Source organism: Streptomyces sp. NPDC060232, assembly GCF_042726555.1.
Lineage (GTDB): Bacteria > Actinomycetota > Actinomycetes > Streptomycetales > Streptomycetaceae > Streptomyces.
Genome location: NZ_JBHXAG010000003.1, coordinates 55,144 through 71,106, shown reverse-complemented (window position 1 = coordinate 71,106; position 15,963 = coordinate 55,144). Strand labels below are relative to the sequence as shown.

General features: G+C 74.9%; 11 protein-coding genes. 9 read left to right on the top strand and 2 right to left on the bottom strand.

From position 1 onward, the window contains the following. Positions 1 to 2: 2 nt before the first annotated feature. Both ACFWFZ_RS06450 and ACFWFZ_RS06445 read right to left on the bottom strand, forming a co-directional pair. On the bottom strand, positions 3 to 677 hold the full coding sequence (locus ACFWFZ_RS06450; RefSeq protein ID WP_387117518.1) for a hypothetical protein: 675 nt from the start codon (positions 675 to 677) through the stop codon (positions 3 to 5). Between the two features lie 622 nt (positions 678 to 1,299). Further along, a complete protein-coding gene (locus ACFWFZ_RS06445) occupies positions 1,300 to 2,658 on the bottom strand; it encodes a hydrolytic protein (RefSeq protein ID WP_387117515.1) in 1,359 nt (452 codons plus the stop codon). Between the two features lie 187 nt (positions 2,659 to 2,845). Between ACFWFZ_RS06445 and ACFWFZ_RS06440 the strand changes: the two genes are divergently transcribed. From ACFWFZ_RS06440 to ACFWFZ_RS06400, 9 genes are all read left to right on the top strand, one after another. Further along, complete coding sequence (locus ACFWFZ_RS06440; RefSeq protein WP_387117512.1) at positions 2,846 to 3,565, top strand: LuxR C-terminal-related transcriptional regulator; 720 nt, start codon at positions 2,846 to 2,848, stop codon at positions 3,563 to 3,565. A 217-nt stretch (positions 3,566 to 3,782) separates the two neighbouring features. Beyond that, positions 3,783 to 6,986, top strand: a complete 3,204-nt coding sequence (locus tag ACFWFZ_RS06435; RefSeq protein ID WP_387117509.1) for a hypothetical protein — start codon at positions 3,783 to 3,785, stop codon at positions 6,984 to 6,986. Beyond that, a complete protein-coding gene (locus tag ACFWFZ_RS06430; RefSeq protein WP_387117506.1) occupies positions 6,983 to 7,693 on the top strand; it encodes a DUF4255 domain-containing protein in 711 nt (236 codons plus the stop codon). The genes ACFWFZ_RS06435 and ACFWFZ_RS06430 overlap by 4 nt, the downstream gene beginning before the upstream one ends. A gap of 44 nt (positions 7,694 to 7,737) precedes the next feature. Then, the gene (locus ACFWFZ_RS06425) at positions 7,738 to 9,882 is read left to right on the top strand and encodes an AAA family ATPase (RefSeq protein ID WP_387118366.1); all 2,145 of its coding nucleotides are present in this window, start codon (positions 7,738 to 7,740) and stop codon (positions 9,880 to 9,882) included. 249 nt (positions 9,883 to 10,131) lie between these two features. Then, a complete protein-coding gene (locus tag ACFWFZ_RS06420; RefSeq protein WP_387117503.1) occupies positions 10,132 to 11,697 on the top strand; it encodes a phage tail sheath subtilisin-like domain-containing protein in 1,566 nt (521 codons plus the stop codon). Between the two features lie 71 nt (positions 11,698 to 11,768). Further along, positions 11,769 to 12,209, top strand: a complete 441-nt coding sequence (locus ACFWFZ_RS06415; RefSeq protein ID WP_030031999.1) for a phage tail protein — start codon at positions 11,769 to 11,771, stop codon at positions 12,207 to 12,209. Next, positions 12,206 to 12,703 (top strand): zinc-ribbon domain-containing protein, encoded by a 498-nt coding sequence (locus tag ACFWFZ_RS06410; protein WP_030664145.1) that lies wholly within the window; start codon positions 12,206 to 12,208, stop codon positions 12,701 to 12,703. The genes ACFWFZ_RS06415 and ACFWFZ_RS06410 overlap by 4 nt, the downstream gene beginning before the upstream one ends. Then, positions 12,700 to 12,858 carry a DUF6760 family protein gene (locus tag ACFWFZ_RS06405; RefSeq protein WP_167344733.1) on the top strand — a complete coding sequence of 53 codons (159 nt, stop codon included), beginning with the start codon at positions 12,700 to 12,702 and terminating at the stop codon, positions 12,856 to 12,858. Before ACFWFZ_RS06410 ends, ACFWFZ_RS06405 begins: the two co-directional genes overlap by 4 nt. Positions 12,859 to 12,862: 4 nt before the next feature. After that, positions 12,863 to 15,946 (top strand): hypothetical protein, encoded by a 3,084-nt coding sequence (locus ACFWFZ_RS06400; protein ID WP_387117499.1) that lies wholly within the window; start codon positions 12,863 to 12,865, stop codon positions 15,944 to 15,946. The last annotated feature ends 17 nt before the right edge of the window (positions 15,947 to 15,963 follow it).

Here is a 15,963-nt window from a genome sequence, read left to right as displayed (position 1 = left end):
CGTCAGCGCGCCTGTACGAACGCCCTGCCCTCATGGGCATCGGCGGAACAGGACTTCTTCTCCGCAGCGGTCATCTTTCGGCTCTTGACGACCACGGCATTGCTCTTGCCGTCCGTGCCGTTCGCGGCCGGTCCGGTGATGGTGTCCTGCCAGAACCAGTAGTAGTGACCCCACTTGGGGCTGTCGTAGTGGGTCTGCCAAGTGCCGGAGACCTTCTGCATCACCTGGGCACGGGAGATCCAGCCCACTTCACCGGGCTTGACCGTCATGCCCAGGGAGCTGCTCTCCGAGTGCGTGCTCGACCAGCTGTGGTCGTAGCTCGCCGTCACGCTCAGGTCCACGATGCCCGCGATCGTGCCGCCCGCGGTGACCGAGACACCGACCGAGTCGGTCGATCCCACGGTGTCGCTCCAGGTCATGGACTGAGTGGCATCCGACGTACTGCAGTTGTAGAGCGAGTCGGAGACCTGGCGGAACTGCCCCAGGTACGCCTCGCCCAATCGGGGGGAGTTGAAGGTGCACTTGCCCTGGCCTGAGGTGCAGTCAGCCGTCAGCTGCTGCCGTGTCGGCTGCTCGTCGGCCGCTGCGGGCAGGGCGGTGGCCGCCGCTATTCCACAGGCCGCCACCGTCAGTACCAGTAACCGGCCGGCGTGCCGCATCGCGCGGTTCGTCGTCATCTTGGTGCCTTTCCGTCATGCATGGGGGGTTGGTGAACTGCGTTGCTCCGTACAGGGGTTGAGGCCTCGCAGAGGTGTCCGTGCTCACCGTCTGTGCATGCCGAGACTGTCCCAACCGCCCCCGCAGCCACACCAAAGGCAGGCAAAGTTGTAGTTGACGGTGCAACCGCCGCCGAATCCCTGCCGCAGACATGGGTGGCTCCGTACGCCGGCCGATGCTCGGCACGGGTCTGTACGGTCGACGGCTTCGTCTCACTTCCGGCGGCATCGGGAAGTCATTGCCGAGAGTGCCTGGTTGAGCTGCGCGGACGCCTGCCCTGGCCAAGAAGGGGACACCGTGTCGACTGCCCCAGGCGGGAGGCGTTGCCACCGGACTGGCGAGCGGGATTCACGCCGACCGGGGGCGAGAGTCGAAATACAGCCATATTTTCCTCGGCTGCCTTACTACCACCCAGTAGGCACCAGCAGGCACGCAATAGCCGTGGAACGGCGTAACCGCACCGGAAGGCGGGAATACCGACGACCCGTCACCGGTCCGTCCGGTAAGCGCTTTCCGGACGGACCGGAGCGGGTCCGCTTTGTTCCTGGGCGAGCCTGACGGACGATGTCCGTGCCGCTCGGGTCACCTGAGGTCGCTCAGCACACCGCTCACGTTGAGGACTTCGTGGCACTCCTGCGCCTGACGGCCGGTGGCCGGCGTGCCCGGCTTTGCACAGGTCACCTGGACGGTCACAGTCTGGCTCTCGGTGATGCTGATGGGGGTGACCCAGTGGTAGTCCTGGTTTCGGAACGTCTCCAGCGCGATCGTCGTGATCTTGCGGTCGCCGAAGTTGATCGTCACCACGCCTTCGTCGCCCTGGAAGTTGGCGACGACGAGGTCGGTGATCCCGAACACCTTGCCCGCGGGCACCGTGTAGGAACCGGTCTTGGACTGGCCGCCTGCGGTCTGCAGGTCGATGGTGGCCGAGCTCTGCAGCCCGCCCCCACCGCCGCCGGTTCCGCCGCCGCCCGTGGCGCCGCCGCCCCCGCCGGGCTGGTTGCCCTTCGCCGCGCCCGGGGCCGTGCCCGCGCCGCCCGGCTGCCTGCCGTCACCGGTCACCGGGGTCTGCCCCGCCCCGTCCGCGGCGGGCGCCGGATTCCTGGCCGCCTCGGCGGCGGCCTCCTTGGCGGTGCTGCGCACGGCCGGGCGTACCAGCATGAACCAGGCGAGCAGCAGCGCGAGCAGCGCGGCCAGTACGGCGAGCAGCCACGTCGGGAAGATCGGGATCTGGACGAACTCCACGTCCAGCGGCGCCCGTACGGTCTCCGGCTCGGGCCGCGCCGCGGCGGAATCGGCGTCGGCGTCCTCACCGTCCTTGGCCTCGGCCACCTCCACGGTGAAAGGCCAGGTCACGGGGGATCCGAACCACACCGGCCCGCCGGCGCGGACCTTCAGCACCGCCTCGGCGGACTCGCCCGGCTCCAGTTTCAGCGTGGCCGGGGCGAAGTCGAACTTCAGGTCCTCACCGGGCTGCGCGGGCGTGAAGCCCACCCGCACCGGGGAGTTCCCCTCGTTGCGCACGGCGATGCGGTAGCGCCCGCGGAGCCAGCCGCGGCGGCGCCTGGGAGCGCTCTCTGCGCGCAGCTCCCGGAACTCCCCGACGTGCACGGTGGTCTCGGGGACCCGGACCGCCTCGGGCTGCTCGGTGGGCAGCACGCGCACGGCGAGCGGCACGTCCCCGGCCCGCACCTGGGCCGAGCGGGGCGGCGCCAGACGGATCGTCACCGTCTCCGAGGTGCCCGGATACAGCGAGACGCGCTCGGGTTCCACCGTGGTCCAGGCAGCGCAGTCACCGACGACTTCCAGGCGGTACGCCTCGACGATGTCGCTGTCGTTGCGGACGGTCAGGCTGGTGGTGGCGGTACCGCCCGGCATCACCGACACCGGCTCGATGTCGAGGACGGGCGCGCCAGGGCTGGGAGATGCGGCTGGGGATGTCACGCCACGACGCTACGCCGGCCCCCCCGCCTCCCCCACGGACGCGGGGGCAAGGCCCCGGGCAGTCCCGATGCCCCCACGGACTCTTCAACTCCTCATGTACGGACACCGGTTGGATCTCAGCGTCGAGACCCGAACAGGCCGGTGCATTCCGTCACCCCACATACGCATCACGGAACAGGTACGACACATGCGCTGCGCTGACACCAACAGCCCCGTCCCGACGTCCCACACCGGCGCGTCCCAGCCCCAGCACCCCGCCCCGGCTCCTCCCCGCAGAACCGGCCGACGGGTGACCGTGGCCGTGTACGCGTCGGACCCGATTCTGCGCGTCGGGGTCGTCCACCAGCTGCGCCAACGCCCCGAGATCGAACTCGTCGCCGACATGGACGCCGACACCGCGCAGGTGTCACTGGTGACCGTGGACAGCGTGGACGACGAGACCGCCGCACTGCTGTACCGGCTGCGGCACAATCCCGACACCCGCACCGGGCTCGTGGTCGGCACCTTCGAATCCGGGGACGCCCTGCAGCGCGCCATCGAATGCGGGGTCAGCGCGGTGCTGCGGCGCGCCGAGGCCGACCAGGACCGGCTGCTGCGGCTGGTCCTGGCGATAGCGAACGGCGAGGGCGTCCTGCCGGGCGACCTCCTCGCGAAACTCCTCGACCACATGGGCAGCCTGCAGCGTTCGGCGCTCGATCCGCGCTCCGTGTCCCTGTCCACCCTGACCTCCCGCGAGGCGGACATGCTGCGCCTGGTGTCGGAGGGCCTGGACACCGCGGAGATCGCACGCAAGACCTCGTACTCCGAACGGACCGTCAAGAACGTGCTGCACGAGGTCATCACGCGCCTGCAGCTGCGCAACCGGACGCACGCGGTCGGCTACGCCCTGCGCAACGGGCTGATCTGACCGCCCGGCCGGTGGGAGGGAGGGAGGGAGGGAGGACACCGGCGGGCGGGCGGGGACGGTTGCGGGCGGGGCGGGGACGGCCGCCCGCCACTGCCCGAAAGCGCAACGCGCGCTTCCCCCGCGTCCGGCCGCCCGGCCCTGCCGCACCCGCGGCGCCCGGCCGCAGGGTGGCGGGGTGACAGGCAGCATGCTGGACCGGACTGTGAGGTGGGCCGTGATGGGCACGGATGGGTCCGGCAGTCGGCGACACCGCTGGGGGAGGGCCGGCGCGTCGATGCTGCTGCTGGCGCCCCTGCTCGCGGTGACGGCGGCCGCCGGACCGGGCGACGCCGGGGCGCGGCCCCTCGCGGCCGACGCGGGCGACAGCCGGGTCGCGTACGCCGGTACGCGCCACCGCAGCCTGGGGCGGGTGGCGAGCGGCACGTCCGACACCAGTACCCCGCTCTTCGGTGCGGGGCCGGTCCACCTCGACGTCCAGCCCGCCGCGCTGGGCGACCAGCTCGTCTTCGCCAGCCGGCGCGACGAGAGGTCCCCGCAGGTCTACCTGCGGGCCGCTGACGGCTCGGTACGCCGGCTGACCAGCGGCATGGACGCGGGCAACCCGCGGCTGACCCCCGACGGGCGGTCGGTCGTCTTCGACTCGGCCCAGCGCGCCGCGACCGGCGGCGTGCAGCGCGACCTGTGGCTCGTACGCACCGACGGCACCGGCCTGACCCGGCTGACCGACACCCCGGCGAACGAGGAGCACCCCACCGTCTCCCCGGAGGGCGGACGCCTGGCGTACTCCTCCGACGGCGACCCGGCCGCCGGCCGGCAGGTCTACGTACGCCCCCTGCGCGGCGGCGCCGCCACCCGGCTCACCGACCCGGCCAACGGCCGGGCCACGGAGCCGGTGTGGAACCCGGTCGACGACGCCGCGAACCGCGACGTGATCGCCTACACCGCCACCGGGGGCTCCGGACCCCGCCTGCGCTGGACGAACGGCCGCACCGACGGGCAGCTGCTGGCCGGCGCCCAGGCCGGCTGGCGCACCCGGGGGGCAGCCTGGCTGCCCGACGGGAACGGTCTGCTCTTCCTCAGCCCGGACCGCACCTGCGACTGCAAGGGCGACTGGGACCACGTCTTCCAGGTGCCCGCGCACTCGGCGGACACCCCGAAGCTCGTCTACAGCGAGGACCGCGAGATCGGCTCGCCCACCTGGCTCGGCCCCCTCGACGGCGGCGGCGCCGTCGTCGAACGGATCTCGGCGGCCGGCCCGCACACCGTGACCCTGCAGGACGCCCGGACGGACGGCTCCGACCCCCGCGACCTGGGCCTGACCATCCTCGACGAGGACCCGGCGGCCGACACCAACACCGACCCGGCCAAGGACCCGCTGTTCCGGCCCGGCCCCGGCCATGACCCGTGGACGGAGCGGCAGAGCTACACGCCCGACGGGCGCAGGATCGTGGTGACCCGCTTCGAGGGCGAGCCCGGGGCCCGGATCCAGCGGATCTGGATGGCGGACGCCGACGGGACCAACGCCTCGGTCCTGCCGCTCGCCGGCCGCGGCCCCAAGGACTGGGACACCGACCCCGCGTTCTCCCCGGACGGCCGGTACCTCGCCTTCACGCGTACCTCGCCCGGCGGCGTCGGCGAGGCCGCGGGCCCCGGTCGCATCCTGATCGCGGACGCCGCCACCGGCGCGATCCGCAGCGAGATCACCCCGCCCCCGGGCCAGCCGCGCGGCGGCGACGCCCAGCCCACGTGGTCCTCCGACGGCATGACGCTCGCCTTCACCCGCAACCTGGTGATCAACGGCCACGGCGGCAACAAGCACGTCTGGACCGTGCCCGTCGACCACCTCGACCGGCAGCGCGACCTGAGCGCCGCCATGTGCCCCGGCGCCTGCGACGTCATCGACGACAGCCCGGCGTTCTCCCCGGACGGCGCCACCATCGCCTTCAACCGCAAGAACGGCGGCGGCCGCATCGACGAGCGCAGCGGCATCCTGCTGGCCTCCGCGACGGGCAGCACCTGCCGGGTCCTGCTGCCCGACGCCGCCCGCGACAAGCCGGGGGCCTGCGGCCGTGAACTGCCCGAGACCACCGGCTCCGGACCCTTCCAGCCCCGTGACGCCGCCTGGACCGCCGACGGCAGGTCCCTGGTGCTCACCGGCCGCGGCGCCCGGGCCGTCAACAGCCCGGAGAAGCTGAAGCTGGTGGACGTGGCGACCGGCGCGCACAACCTGCTCGTCACCGGCCTGCCGGGCCGTCAGAAGGAGCCCTCCGTACAGCAGTCGGTGGACCTCGCGGTGCGGGCGCCCGAGAAGACCCCGCCGCTCATCGTCGGCGGCTCGGCCACCGTCCGGGTGGACGTCGTCAACCACGGCCCGGCGGCTTCCCCCGGCACCCGGCTGACCGTCGTACCCCCGCTCGGCGCGAGCGTCACCGCGCTCACCGCGCCCGGCGCCACCTGCGACGCCGCGGCCCTGACCTGCACCCTGGGCGTGGTGCGCCCCGGTACCACCGTCCCGGTGACGGTGACCCTCACCGGCGTCATCCCCGGCGAGCAGCCCGTGGAGTGGTCGGTCACCGGCACCGTCCTCGACCCCCGCCCCAGCGACAACGCCGGCCGGACCGTGGTGCCGGTGCGCGAAGCCCCCGTACCCCCGAAGCCGACGCCGACGCCGACGCCCACGCCGACACCCACACCGACGCCGACGCCCCCGCCGGCACCGGCTCCGACGCCCACCCCGACGGTCCCGCCCGCGCCGCCGCAGCCGCCCGCACCCAAGGCAGGCCCCGGCGTGAGCATCACCGCGCAGCCCAATCCCGGCTACGTCGGCGGCCGCGTCGTCGTCACCTACACCGTCGCCAACGGCCGCAGCGCCCTGGCCACCGGCCTGCGGCTGCGCATCGGCCTGCCCGACGGCGTCCCCCACGACGGGCCGCCGCCGGGCTGCGACCAGAACTGGACGTGCGCGCTGCCGGACCTGGCACCGGGCGCCCGCAACGTCCTGCGGGTCGTCCTGAGCCCCGACAAGGCGCTCACCGGCCGTGTCACCGCGACCCTCACCACCACCGGCACGGACGCCGACCCCGGTGACAACACCGCCCAGCAGCAGCTGCGCATCCTCCAGCCGCGCATCGTCGCCGTCCCGGCGGTCGGCAGGCCCGGCTTCGTCACCTCGGTACGCGGCGAGGACTTCCCGCCCGGCGCGCCGGTGCGGTTCGCGTGGAAGCCGGGCATCACCGCCGCGGCGGCGCCGACCCACCCGCAGGCCGACGGCACGTTCATCGGCCAGCTGCTGATCCTCGCCAAGGACCAGACCGGCCCCCGCGTCATCACCGCGAGCGGACCCGGCTTCTCCCCGGTGCAGACCGACTTCCTCGTGGTCAACGGCACGGTGCAGCCGCCGGACGAGGTGGCCCGCCGGTGATCCACGAGGTCGACGAAGGGCTGCGGCGGCTGCTGGCGGAGTCCGGCCTGGAGGCGTCGGGCGTCGAGGTCGTCTTCGACGCGCCGACCCGGGACTGGGCGGCCCGCCGCAGCGCGCCCACCGTCTGTGTGTTCCTGTACGACATCCGGGAGGACCCGACCCGGCGCGGCAGCGGCGCGGGCGAGGTGTACGACGCGGACGGCTTCGTCGTCGCGCGCCGCACCCCGCCGCGCTGGTTCGAGCTGACGTACCTGGTCACCGCCTGGGCGGGCCGGCCGCAGGACGAGCACCGGCTGCTGTCGCAGGTGCTCTCCTGCCTGGTGAACACCGACACGCTGCCGCCGCGTCTGCTCACCGGCACGCTCGCCGACCTCGGCCTGCTCGTGGACGTGGACGCGGGCGGCACCGGAATGGACGCGCCGGCCGCCTCCGACGTGTGGTCGGCGCTGGGCGGCGAACTCAAGCCGTCCCTCGGGCTGCGCGTGAAGGCCCCGCTGGCCGGTATCAGCAAGGTCACCGCCGCGCCGGTCACCCAGGGCCTCGTGGTGAACTCCGTACCGCAGGCCGGGCCGGGCGGGGACGGCGACGGCAGCCCGCGCCGACTGCGCTACGTCGAGCTGGGCGCACCGGGGCCGGAAGGCTTCGGCGGGTCCCGGGAACGGCCCAAGGCCCCCGCCCGCCGGCGACGAGGAGAACGCCAGCCGTGACGCACACCCTCCACCCCCCGGCCCCGGCCCTGGCCCCGGCCCCCGTGCCTGACCCGGAACGGGACGTGGACGGCGGGGTCCCCTACCTGTGGGCACGGCTCCGGCTCGTCGAGGAACGGGTCCGGCTGGCCGTGGAGCTGCGGCGCGCCGTCGACCCCGACCCGGACGACCCCTACCGGGGCCAGTACCTCACGCCCGAGGCGGTCGACCGGATCCTGGACGGGGAACCCGCCCCGGACCTGCCCGCGCTCGCCGCGGCCGGCCCGCCGCCGCCCAGCTCACCACTGGACGTGCTCGCCACGCGCTTCGGCCTGGAGCCGCTGGACGTGGACCTGCTCCTGGTCGCGCTCGCCCCGGACCTGGACGCCCGGTTCGAACGGCTCTACGGCTACCTCAACGACGACCTGACGCGCCGCCGGCCCACCGTCGGGCTCGCCCTCGAACTGTGCGGCCGCGGCCGGGTCGCCGCCGCACGCTTCCGGCTCGCGCCCGGCGCACCGCTCGTCGCGGGCGGGCTGCTGGAGGTCACCGAACCCGAACGACCTCCCCTGTCCCGGGTGCTGGCCGTACCGGACCGGGTCACCGCCCACCTCCTCGGCTACGCCGCGCCCGATCAGCAGCTGGCCGAGGTGCTCGGCGAAGCCGCCGACGACCCGGCCGTCGACCCCGACGAGCTGCACCGGGCCGCCGCCGCGGCCCTGAGCGGCACCGGCCACGTCCACCTGCGTACACGCGGCGGCGACCCCGAGGGCCTGGCCGCCGCCGCCCTGCGGGCCCGCGGGCTGCACCCCCTGGTCCTGGACCCGGCGGCGCTGACCCACCACGCCCGCGCCCTGCCCGCACTCGCCCGCGCCGCGGCCCGCGAGGCGCGGCTGCTGGGCGCCGGTGTGCTGCTCGGGCCGCTGGAGGACCTGCCCGACAGGCCCGACGAGCGGGCCCACGTACTGCGCACGCTGTGCACGGTGCTGCGCGGCATCCCCCTGTTCACGCACGGCACGAGCGGCTGGGAGCCCGCCTGGGCGGCCGCCACCCCCGTCTCCCTGCCCGTGACGGCCCCCTCCCCCGACCGGCAGGCCGTGCGCTGGCGGTACGCACTGGAACGGGCCGCCGCCGAGCACGGGGAGCAGTGCGGTGAGGCGGGCGGGGCGCGCGAGGCCGGCGAGGCCGGCGAGGCCGGCCCGGCAGCCGAGGCCGGCGCGGTCGAAGCGCTCGCCCGGTCCGTGTCCGCGCACCGCCTCGACGCCGGGCAGCTGCGGCGCGCCGCCGACACCGCGTCGCGCACCGCCGCGCTCGACGGCCGTCCCGTCTCCCCCGCCGACCTGCGCGCCGCCGTACGGGCCCAGAACGGCGCGGGCCTGGCCCGCCTCGCCCGCCGGGTGGAGCCCGCCGTGGGCTGGGACGACCTGGTGCTGCCCGCCCCCACCCACCGCCGGCTGCGCGAACTCGCGGTACGCGCACGCCACCGCGACCAGGTGCTCGGCCAGTGGGGCATGCGCCCCGGAGGCGGCCGCGGACGCGGGGTGATCGCCCTGTTCGCGGGCTCCTCCGGCACCGGCAAGACCATGTCCGCCGAGGTGGTGGCCGCCGACCTGGGCATGGACCTGTACGTGGTGGACCTGTCGACGGTCGTCGACAAGTACGTCGGCGAGACCGAGAAGAACCTCGAACGGATCTTCACGGAGGCGTCGGCCGTCAACGCGGTGCTGCTCTTCGACGAGGCCGACGCGATCTTCGGCAAGCGCTCGGACGTGAAGGACTCCCACGACAAGCACGCCAACATGGAGTCGGCCTACCTGCTCCAGCGGATGGAGTCCTTCGACGGCATCGCCGTCCTGACGACCAACCTGCGGGCCAACCTCGACGAGGCGTTCACCCGCCGCCTCGACGTGATCGCGGACTTCCCGGTGCCCGACGCCGCCCAGCGCCGGGCCCTGTGGGAACGCTGCCTGGGCGACCAGCTGCCCCGCGCCGAAGACGTCGATCTCGACTTCTGCGCCGACCGGTTCGAACTGGCCGGCGGCTCGATCCGGTCCTGCGCGGTGACGGCCGCCTACTTCGCGGCCGCTTCGGGTGGACCGCTGACCATGCGCCAGGTGATGACCGCCGTCGCCCAGGAGTACCGCAAGCTCGGACGCCTGGTCCTGGAGGGCGAGTTCGGACCGTACCTGGGCCAGGTCACGGACGTCTGAGCCGCGGCCGGCCGGGCGGGGCGGGGCGGCCGCTGCGCAGGGCGGGCGGCTGGGGCGGGCGTGGCGCAGGGCATGCGGGTGCAGGGGCAGTGCGAGGGGAGGCGTGCGGTCTGCCTGGCCGGCCCGGCGGAAACGACCACGGGGGCAGCGCACTTGCCCCTGACCAGGTCCACACGCCCCTGCCGACCGCGTCGCCCGCGCACGAGGCTGTGACCAGACCTGATTGCAAGCCGTGACGAAGGAGCGAGCATGCCGACGTACCTCACCCCGGGCGTGTACGTGGAGGAGGTGCAGTCCGGTGCTCGCCCGATCGAAGGGGTCGGCACCGCCGTCGCCGCGTTCGTCGGGTTCGCCCAGAGCGGGCCCTTCCACGAACCGACGCTGGTCACCAGCTGGGACCAGTACTCCCAGCACTTCGGCGGCTTCACCGAGGGCACCTACCTGCCCCACGCCGTCTACGGCTACTTCGCCAACGGCGGCGGCGCCGCGTACGTCGTCCGCATCGGCGGATCCGACCGCGGCGGCGCCTCCACCGCACCGGCCGCCACGGGAGCGGTCCCCCAGCCCCGCGCGGCGGAGCCCGTCGAGCTCGGCGGCTTCCTGATCACGGCGCGTCCGGGCGTCAGCGGCGTGTCCGTGGAGATCGCCGACGCGGACGGGGAGAACCCGCCCGAGGACCGCTTCAAGCTCCTGGTCCGCCAGGGCGAGCAGGTCGCCGAGACCTTCGAGGTCTCCGCCCGCAAGAACGTCAAGGGCTACCTCGTCACCCAGGCGCGCGCCTCGAAGCTGATCGAGGTCACCGAGCAGCGGTCCGCCGCCCAGACCCGGCCCGCCGTCCAGACCCTGGCCCTGCCCGACACCCCGACGGCCGTACCCGCCGCGACCGGCAACGGCACCGTGTCCCGGCTCGACCCGGCCGAGTACGTCGGCGACCCGGCCGCCCGCACCGGCTTCGCCGGCCTGGAGACCATCGACGAGATCACCATGGTCGCGGTCCCGGACCTGATGAGCGCCTACGAGCGCGGCGACATCGACGCCGAGGGCGTGCGCACCGTACAGCTCGCGGTGATCTCCCACTGCGAGCAGATGGGCGACCGGGTGGCCGTCCTCGACACCCCGCCCGGCCTCTCCGCCCAGCAGGTGCGCACCTGGCGCAACGACGAGGCGGGCTACGACTCCCGCTACGCCACCCTCTACTACCCGTGGGTGCGGGTCTTCGACCCGGCCGCCGGCCGCAACACGACCGTCCCGCCGAGCGGCCACATCGCCGGCGTCTGGGCGCGCAGCGACGCCGAGCGCGGTGTGCACAAGGCCCCCGCCAACGAGGTGATCCGCGGCGCGGTGGACCTGGAACTGCGCCTGAGCAAGGGCGAACAGGACCTGCTCAACCCGATCGGCGTGAACTGCGTACGGGCCTTCCCCGGCCGCGGCATCCGGATCTGGGGCGCGCGCACCCTCTCCTCCGACCCGGCCTGGCGCTACCTGAACGTGCGCCGCCTCTTCAACTACCTGGAGGAGTCCATCCTCCTGGGCACGCAGTGGGTGGTCTTCGAGCCGAACGACGACCGGCTCTGGTCCAGCATCCGGCGCAACGTCACCGCGTTCCTGACGGAGGAGTGGCGCCGTGGCGCCCTGTTCGGCCGGACGGCGGCGGAGGCGTTCTACGTCAAGTGCGACCGGGACAACAACCCGCAGGAGTCGATCGACCAGGGCCGCGTGGTCTGTGAGATCGGTGTGTCACCGGTCAAGCCCGCCGAGTTCGTGGTGTTCCGGCTGGCCCAGTTCTCCGACAGCACCAGCCTCGTCGACGAGTGACCCTCCGGGGCAGCGACACAAGCGGCAGCACCGGCAGGACCAGCAGCAGCAAGGAAAGGTGAAGGACAGTCATGGCAGAGGGCGATGCTCTTTCCACCCATATCTTCGGCGTGCAGCTCGGCGGCTACCTGGTCGAATCGATCCAGGAGATCAGCGGCCTGACCGTCGAGGAAGAGGTCGTCGAGGTCCGCCAGGTCAGCGCGGAGGGCAAGCAGATCATCCGCAAGCAGCCCGGCGCACGCCAGGCGGGCGAGGTCACGATCACCCGGGGACTCGACAAGAGCAGCGAGTTCACCAAGTGGATCAAGGAGACCCTCAACAACGGCGCCGTCGACACCGCGCGACAGAACCTCACGATCGAGATCAAGGACTCCACGGGCGCGACCATCCGCCGCATCCAGCTGATGCAGGGCTGGGCCTCCAAGTGGGAGGGCCCGTCCCTCAAGGCCGGCGAGTCCGCCGCGGCCACCGAGTCCGTGACCATCGTGTTCGAGGAGATCATCGTCGAATGAGGCGCCGTACCGTGACCGCGGGCAGCCTGGAGGAGATCCTCCAGGTCACGGCGCCCGCCCAGGCCCCGGAGCAGGCGGCGGCACCCCCGGCCGCCGCCGCTCCGGCCCCGCGCGAGGACCACGGGCTGCGCACGGAGTTCGAGTTCGAGCTGCCGCGCGGCTACGTGGACGAGGCGGGCACGGTGCACCGGCACGGCGCGATGCGCCTGGCCACCGCGCGCGACGAGCTCCGCCCGCAGATCGACCTGCGGGTCAAGGAGAACCCGGCGTACCTGAGCGTGGTGCTGCTGAGCCAGGTGATCACCCGGCTCGGCACCATCACCGACGTGCACGCCGGGGTCGTCGAGCGGATGTACGCGACCGACGTCGCGTTCCTCCAGGACTTCTACCGGCGCGTCAACAGCGAGGGCCACACCCGCGCGGCGGTCACCTGCCCGCACTGCGACGGCGGCTTCGAGGTCGACCTCTCCGGTGGGCGCCTGGGGGAATCGTGACGTACGCGCTCCCCCGGCTCCGGGAGGAGATCGCGTACATCGCCTACCACTTCCACTGGCGGCGCGACGAGATCCTCGACCTGACCCACGGCGAGCGCCAGGACTGGGTCACCGAGATAGCTCGTATCAACACCCGTGTGAACGAAGGCGGTTGAGCAGATGGCATGGCGGGACAGGCTGCGTCGGCGCACCGCCGTGCCGGACACCACTGCTGCTGGGGCGGGCACGGCTCAGGACACCCCGGCCGCGCCGGTGGCCGGACCCGCCGCGCCGGTCGCCGGACCCGCCGTGCCCGGCGACTGGGACGGCGGCTGGCGCATGACCGCGCCACCGCTGCTGACCGTGTCGCGCGCGGCCCTGGGCGTCAGCGACGGGCTCGCCTTCCGCTCCGGCCTGGCCGCGTGGCGCGACCCGTCGTTCGACACCGGGCTCGCCCACGCCCTGCTGCCGTCCGCGCCCGCCGGTCTCGTACGCGGGGTCGCCCGCCCCGCCGCCGGCCGCCCCACCCACAGCGGCGGCGGCCCGCTGCTGCTGCGGGCGCTGCCCACCGAGCCCGGCGCGGAGCCGGAGCCCGGGGCGGGGCCCGTACGCGACACCCCGCACGCCCCGCACATCTCGCGCCGTACGCGGCCCGGCGCCGCCTCGCCGAGCCCGACGACGCCCGCCCCGAACACCGTACGGCCGACGCAGGCTGCGGACCGCGGCGCGAACACCGGCAGGCCGGGGCCGGTCGTCTCGCGTGCCGTCTCGCGTGCCGTCGCCCGGGGTGACGCGGGCGCGCCTGTGTCGCGGGCGACGGCGCCGCCCGGCTCCCGGCACTCGGGCTTGCCGGGTCAGTCCCCGGATCCGCAGCCCGCGCCCGCATCCGGCACACCCGCATCCGCGTCCTCGTCCTCGTCCGCGTCGGATGCGGGCGCGCGCTCTGGCGGCGCCGAGCGCGGACGGGCCCGGGCGGCGGGCTCCGGCGCCGCGACGCCGGCCGGATCCGGATCCGGGTCGCCGGATGGGTCGGCGGCCTCGGCCGGTACGCGGGGCATCACGTCCACCCACTCCGCGTCCGTGCTCGGGACATCCACGCCTGCCGTACAGCGGGCCGCCGGCTCCTCTGCCGAACCCGGCCGTACGGCGGCCTCGCCTGCGCTGTTTCCCGTGGTCCGCCGCATCGCGGTGGTCCCCGGGGCATCCGCCGAAGCCGTGCCCCGCCCGGCCGTCCAGCGCACCGCTGCCCCCGGGGACGCCCGGCCCGGCCGTACGGGCGAGGGGGCGACCACCCCGGTGCGGCCGCGCCCTGTCGGGCGTGCGCTCACCACCGCGCGAGTCCCTGCCACGCCCCGGCGCCGCCTGCCCGTACTCCCCTCCGCCGCGCCGGACACCGCCCCGGGCGCGCCCGAACAGCGGGCGCAGACCCGCCCCCCGCTCGGCACCTCCCTCCCCGAACTCCCGGCAGTGCAGGCGCCGTCGAGCCCCGTAGCGGCGGGCCCGGCACCGGCCATGCCGACGGTGCAGCGGCAGGCGGAACCCTCTGGGGCGGGCCCGGCCGCCCCGCAGATGCCGGTTCAGCGCACCCGCTCGCCGCTCACGGAGTCGCCGGTCACCAAGTCACCGGTCACGGCCCCGCCGCCGAGCCCGGCCCCTGCCGTACCGACCGTGCAGCGGCAGGCAGAAGCCTCGGCGGCCGCGCCCGCAGGCGCCGCCCCGGAGACTCCCGTCCAGCGGATGCGGACCCGCGCGCCCCTGGGCGAACCACTGACCGAACTCCCGCCCACGGCGACCCCGGCGACCCCCGCCACGGCGGCGGCCCCGTCCCCGGCCATGCCGACCGTGCAGCGCCGGGCAGAACCCACGGCCGGTGTGGCGGGTCCCGGGACACAGGTACAGCCCACCCCTCCGCCGCACACCGCAACCCCGGCTCCGGCCATGCCCACCGTGCAGCGGCAGGCAGAACCCACGACCGGTGTGGCGGGCCCGGACACACCCGCACAGCCGACGCGGACCCGCGCACCCCTCGGCGCACCGCTCACCGAACTGCCGCCCACGGCCACACCGGCGCCCCCCGCCACGGCCACCACCCCGACCCCGGCCATGCCCACCGTGCAGCGCCAAGCAGAACCCACCGGCAACGGCCCGGCCCCGGAAACACCGGCACAGCCGACGCGGACCCGCGCACCCCTCGGCGAGCCGCCCACGGCGACTCCGGCGAAGCCGATCGCCGGGCCGGCCGCTCCGGTCATGCCGACCGTGCAGCGTCAGGCAGAGCCCGCCGCGCCGCGTCTGCGCAGTGGTCTCGGGGCGCCTCTGCCGTCGATGCCGGCGAGTGCCGCCGTACCCGCCTCGGCAGCCCCCACCTCCGGATCCCGGGGGCACATGCCCCTGCTGGGGGTGGGCGCGCCCGCCACCCAGCCACGTACCAGTGGGCCGACGGGGGCGCGTCCGCCCGCCCAGCGGGCCACCGCCGCCCCGCGGCGTTCGGGCCCGGTCCCGCTCGTCGCCGCCCGTGCCGTCGGTGGGACGGCCTCGCCGGACGCGGCGGCCGCGCCCCGGGCGCTCCAGCTCCTGGCGGCTCGGCCCCTGTCGCTCGGCACCCTTGATGTGGCGGGCATGGGGGCCGCGCCGGCCGCCGCCCCCGGCCCCCGCCCGGCGGGCCGCCCCGTGGTCCCGGCTCGCTGGTCCGCCCCGTCCGCCGCCGCACCCCGGCAGACGCGGCAATCGCAGACTCCACAGGTCCAGCGCGCCGCCGACGGCAGGCACACCCCGGCGCCCGTACCCCCGCGCCCGGCACGCCCCGTGCGCCCGGCGCCCGCGTCGCCTGCGGCCCGTGGCACGGCGGCCCCCCTGCCCGTGACCGGCCCGTACACCCCGCCGCTCGTGGTCCAGCCGGCCCCGGCGGCCCCGGCCGCCGGGTCCGTGCCCGTCGTACGGGCCAGGAGCTCGGCCCCCGCCGCCTCGGGGGCGCCCGTGCCCCCGCCGCCCCCGGCGAGCGGCGGCCCGCCTCCCGTCCAGCGCGATACGGGCGGCGGCCGGACCAGCCCGGGCCGGGCCACGTCCACGTCCACCTCCACCTCCGGCTCCGGCCGGAGCAGCCCCGCCCGCGCCACTCCCGGCGACGCACCGCCGCACGGCGGCGGCGACCTCGACCTGGACGACCTGGCGCGTCGTCTGCTGGACCCGGTCGCCCGCCTCCTGCGCACCGAGTTGCGGCGCGGCCGGGAACGCGCGGGCAGGCCCTTCGACGGCCGCCGCTGAGAACACGTACGAACGAG

Excerpts from the sequence above, each read along its gene's own strand:
- ACFWFZ_RS06420 (WP_387117503.1), top strand. The coding sequence starts at position 10,132 with ATGCCGACGTACCTCACCCCGGGCGTGTACGTGGAGGAGGTGCAGTCC.
- ACFWFZ_RS06440 (WP_387117512.1), top strand. The coding sequence starts at position 2,846 with ATGCGCTGCGCTGACACCAACAGCCCCGTCCCGACGTCCCACACCGGC.
- ACFWFZ_RS06410 (WP_030664145.1), top strand. The coding sequence starts at position 12,206 with ATGAGGCGCCGTACCGTGACCGCGGGCAGCCTGGAGGAGATCCTCCAG.
- ACFWFZ_RS06450 (WP_387117518.1), bottom strand. The coding sequence starts at position 677 with ATGACGACGAACCGCGCGATGCGGCACGCCGGCCGGTTACTGGTACTG.
- ACFWFZ_RS06400 (WP_387117499.1), top strand. The coding sequence starts at position 12,863 with ATGGCATGGCGGGACAGGCTGCGTCGGCGCACCGCCGTGCCGGACACC.
- ACFWFZ_RS06435 (WP_387117509.1), top strand. The coding sequence starts at position 3,783 with ATGGGCACGGATGGGTCCGGCAGTCGGCGACACCGCTGGGGGAGGGCC.
- ACFWFZ_RS06415 (WP_030031999.1), top strand. The coding sequence starts at position 11,769 with ATGGCAGAGGGCGATGCTCTTTCCACCCATATCTTCGGCGTGCAGCTC.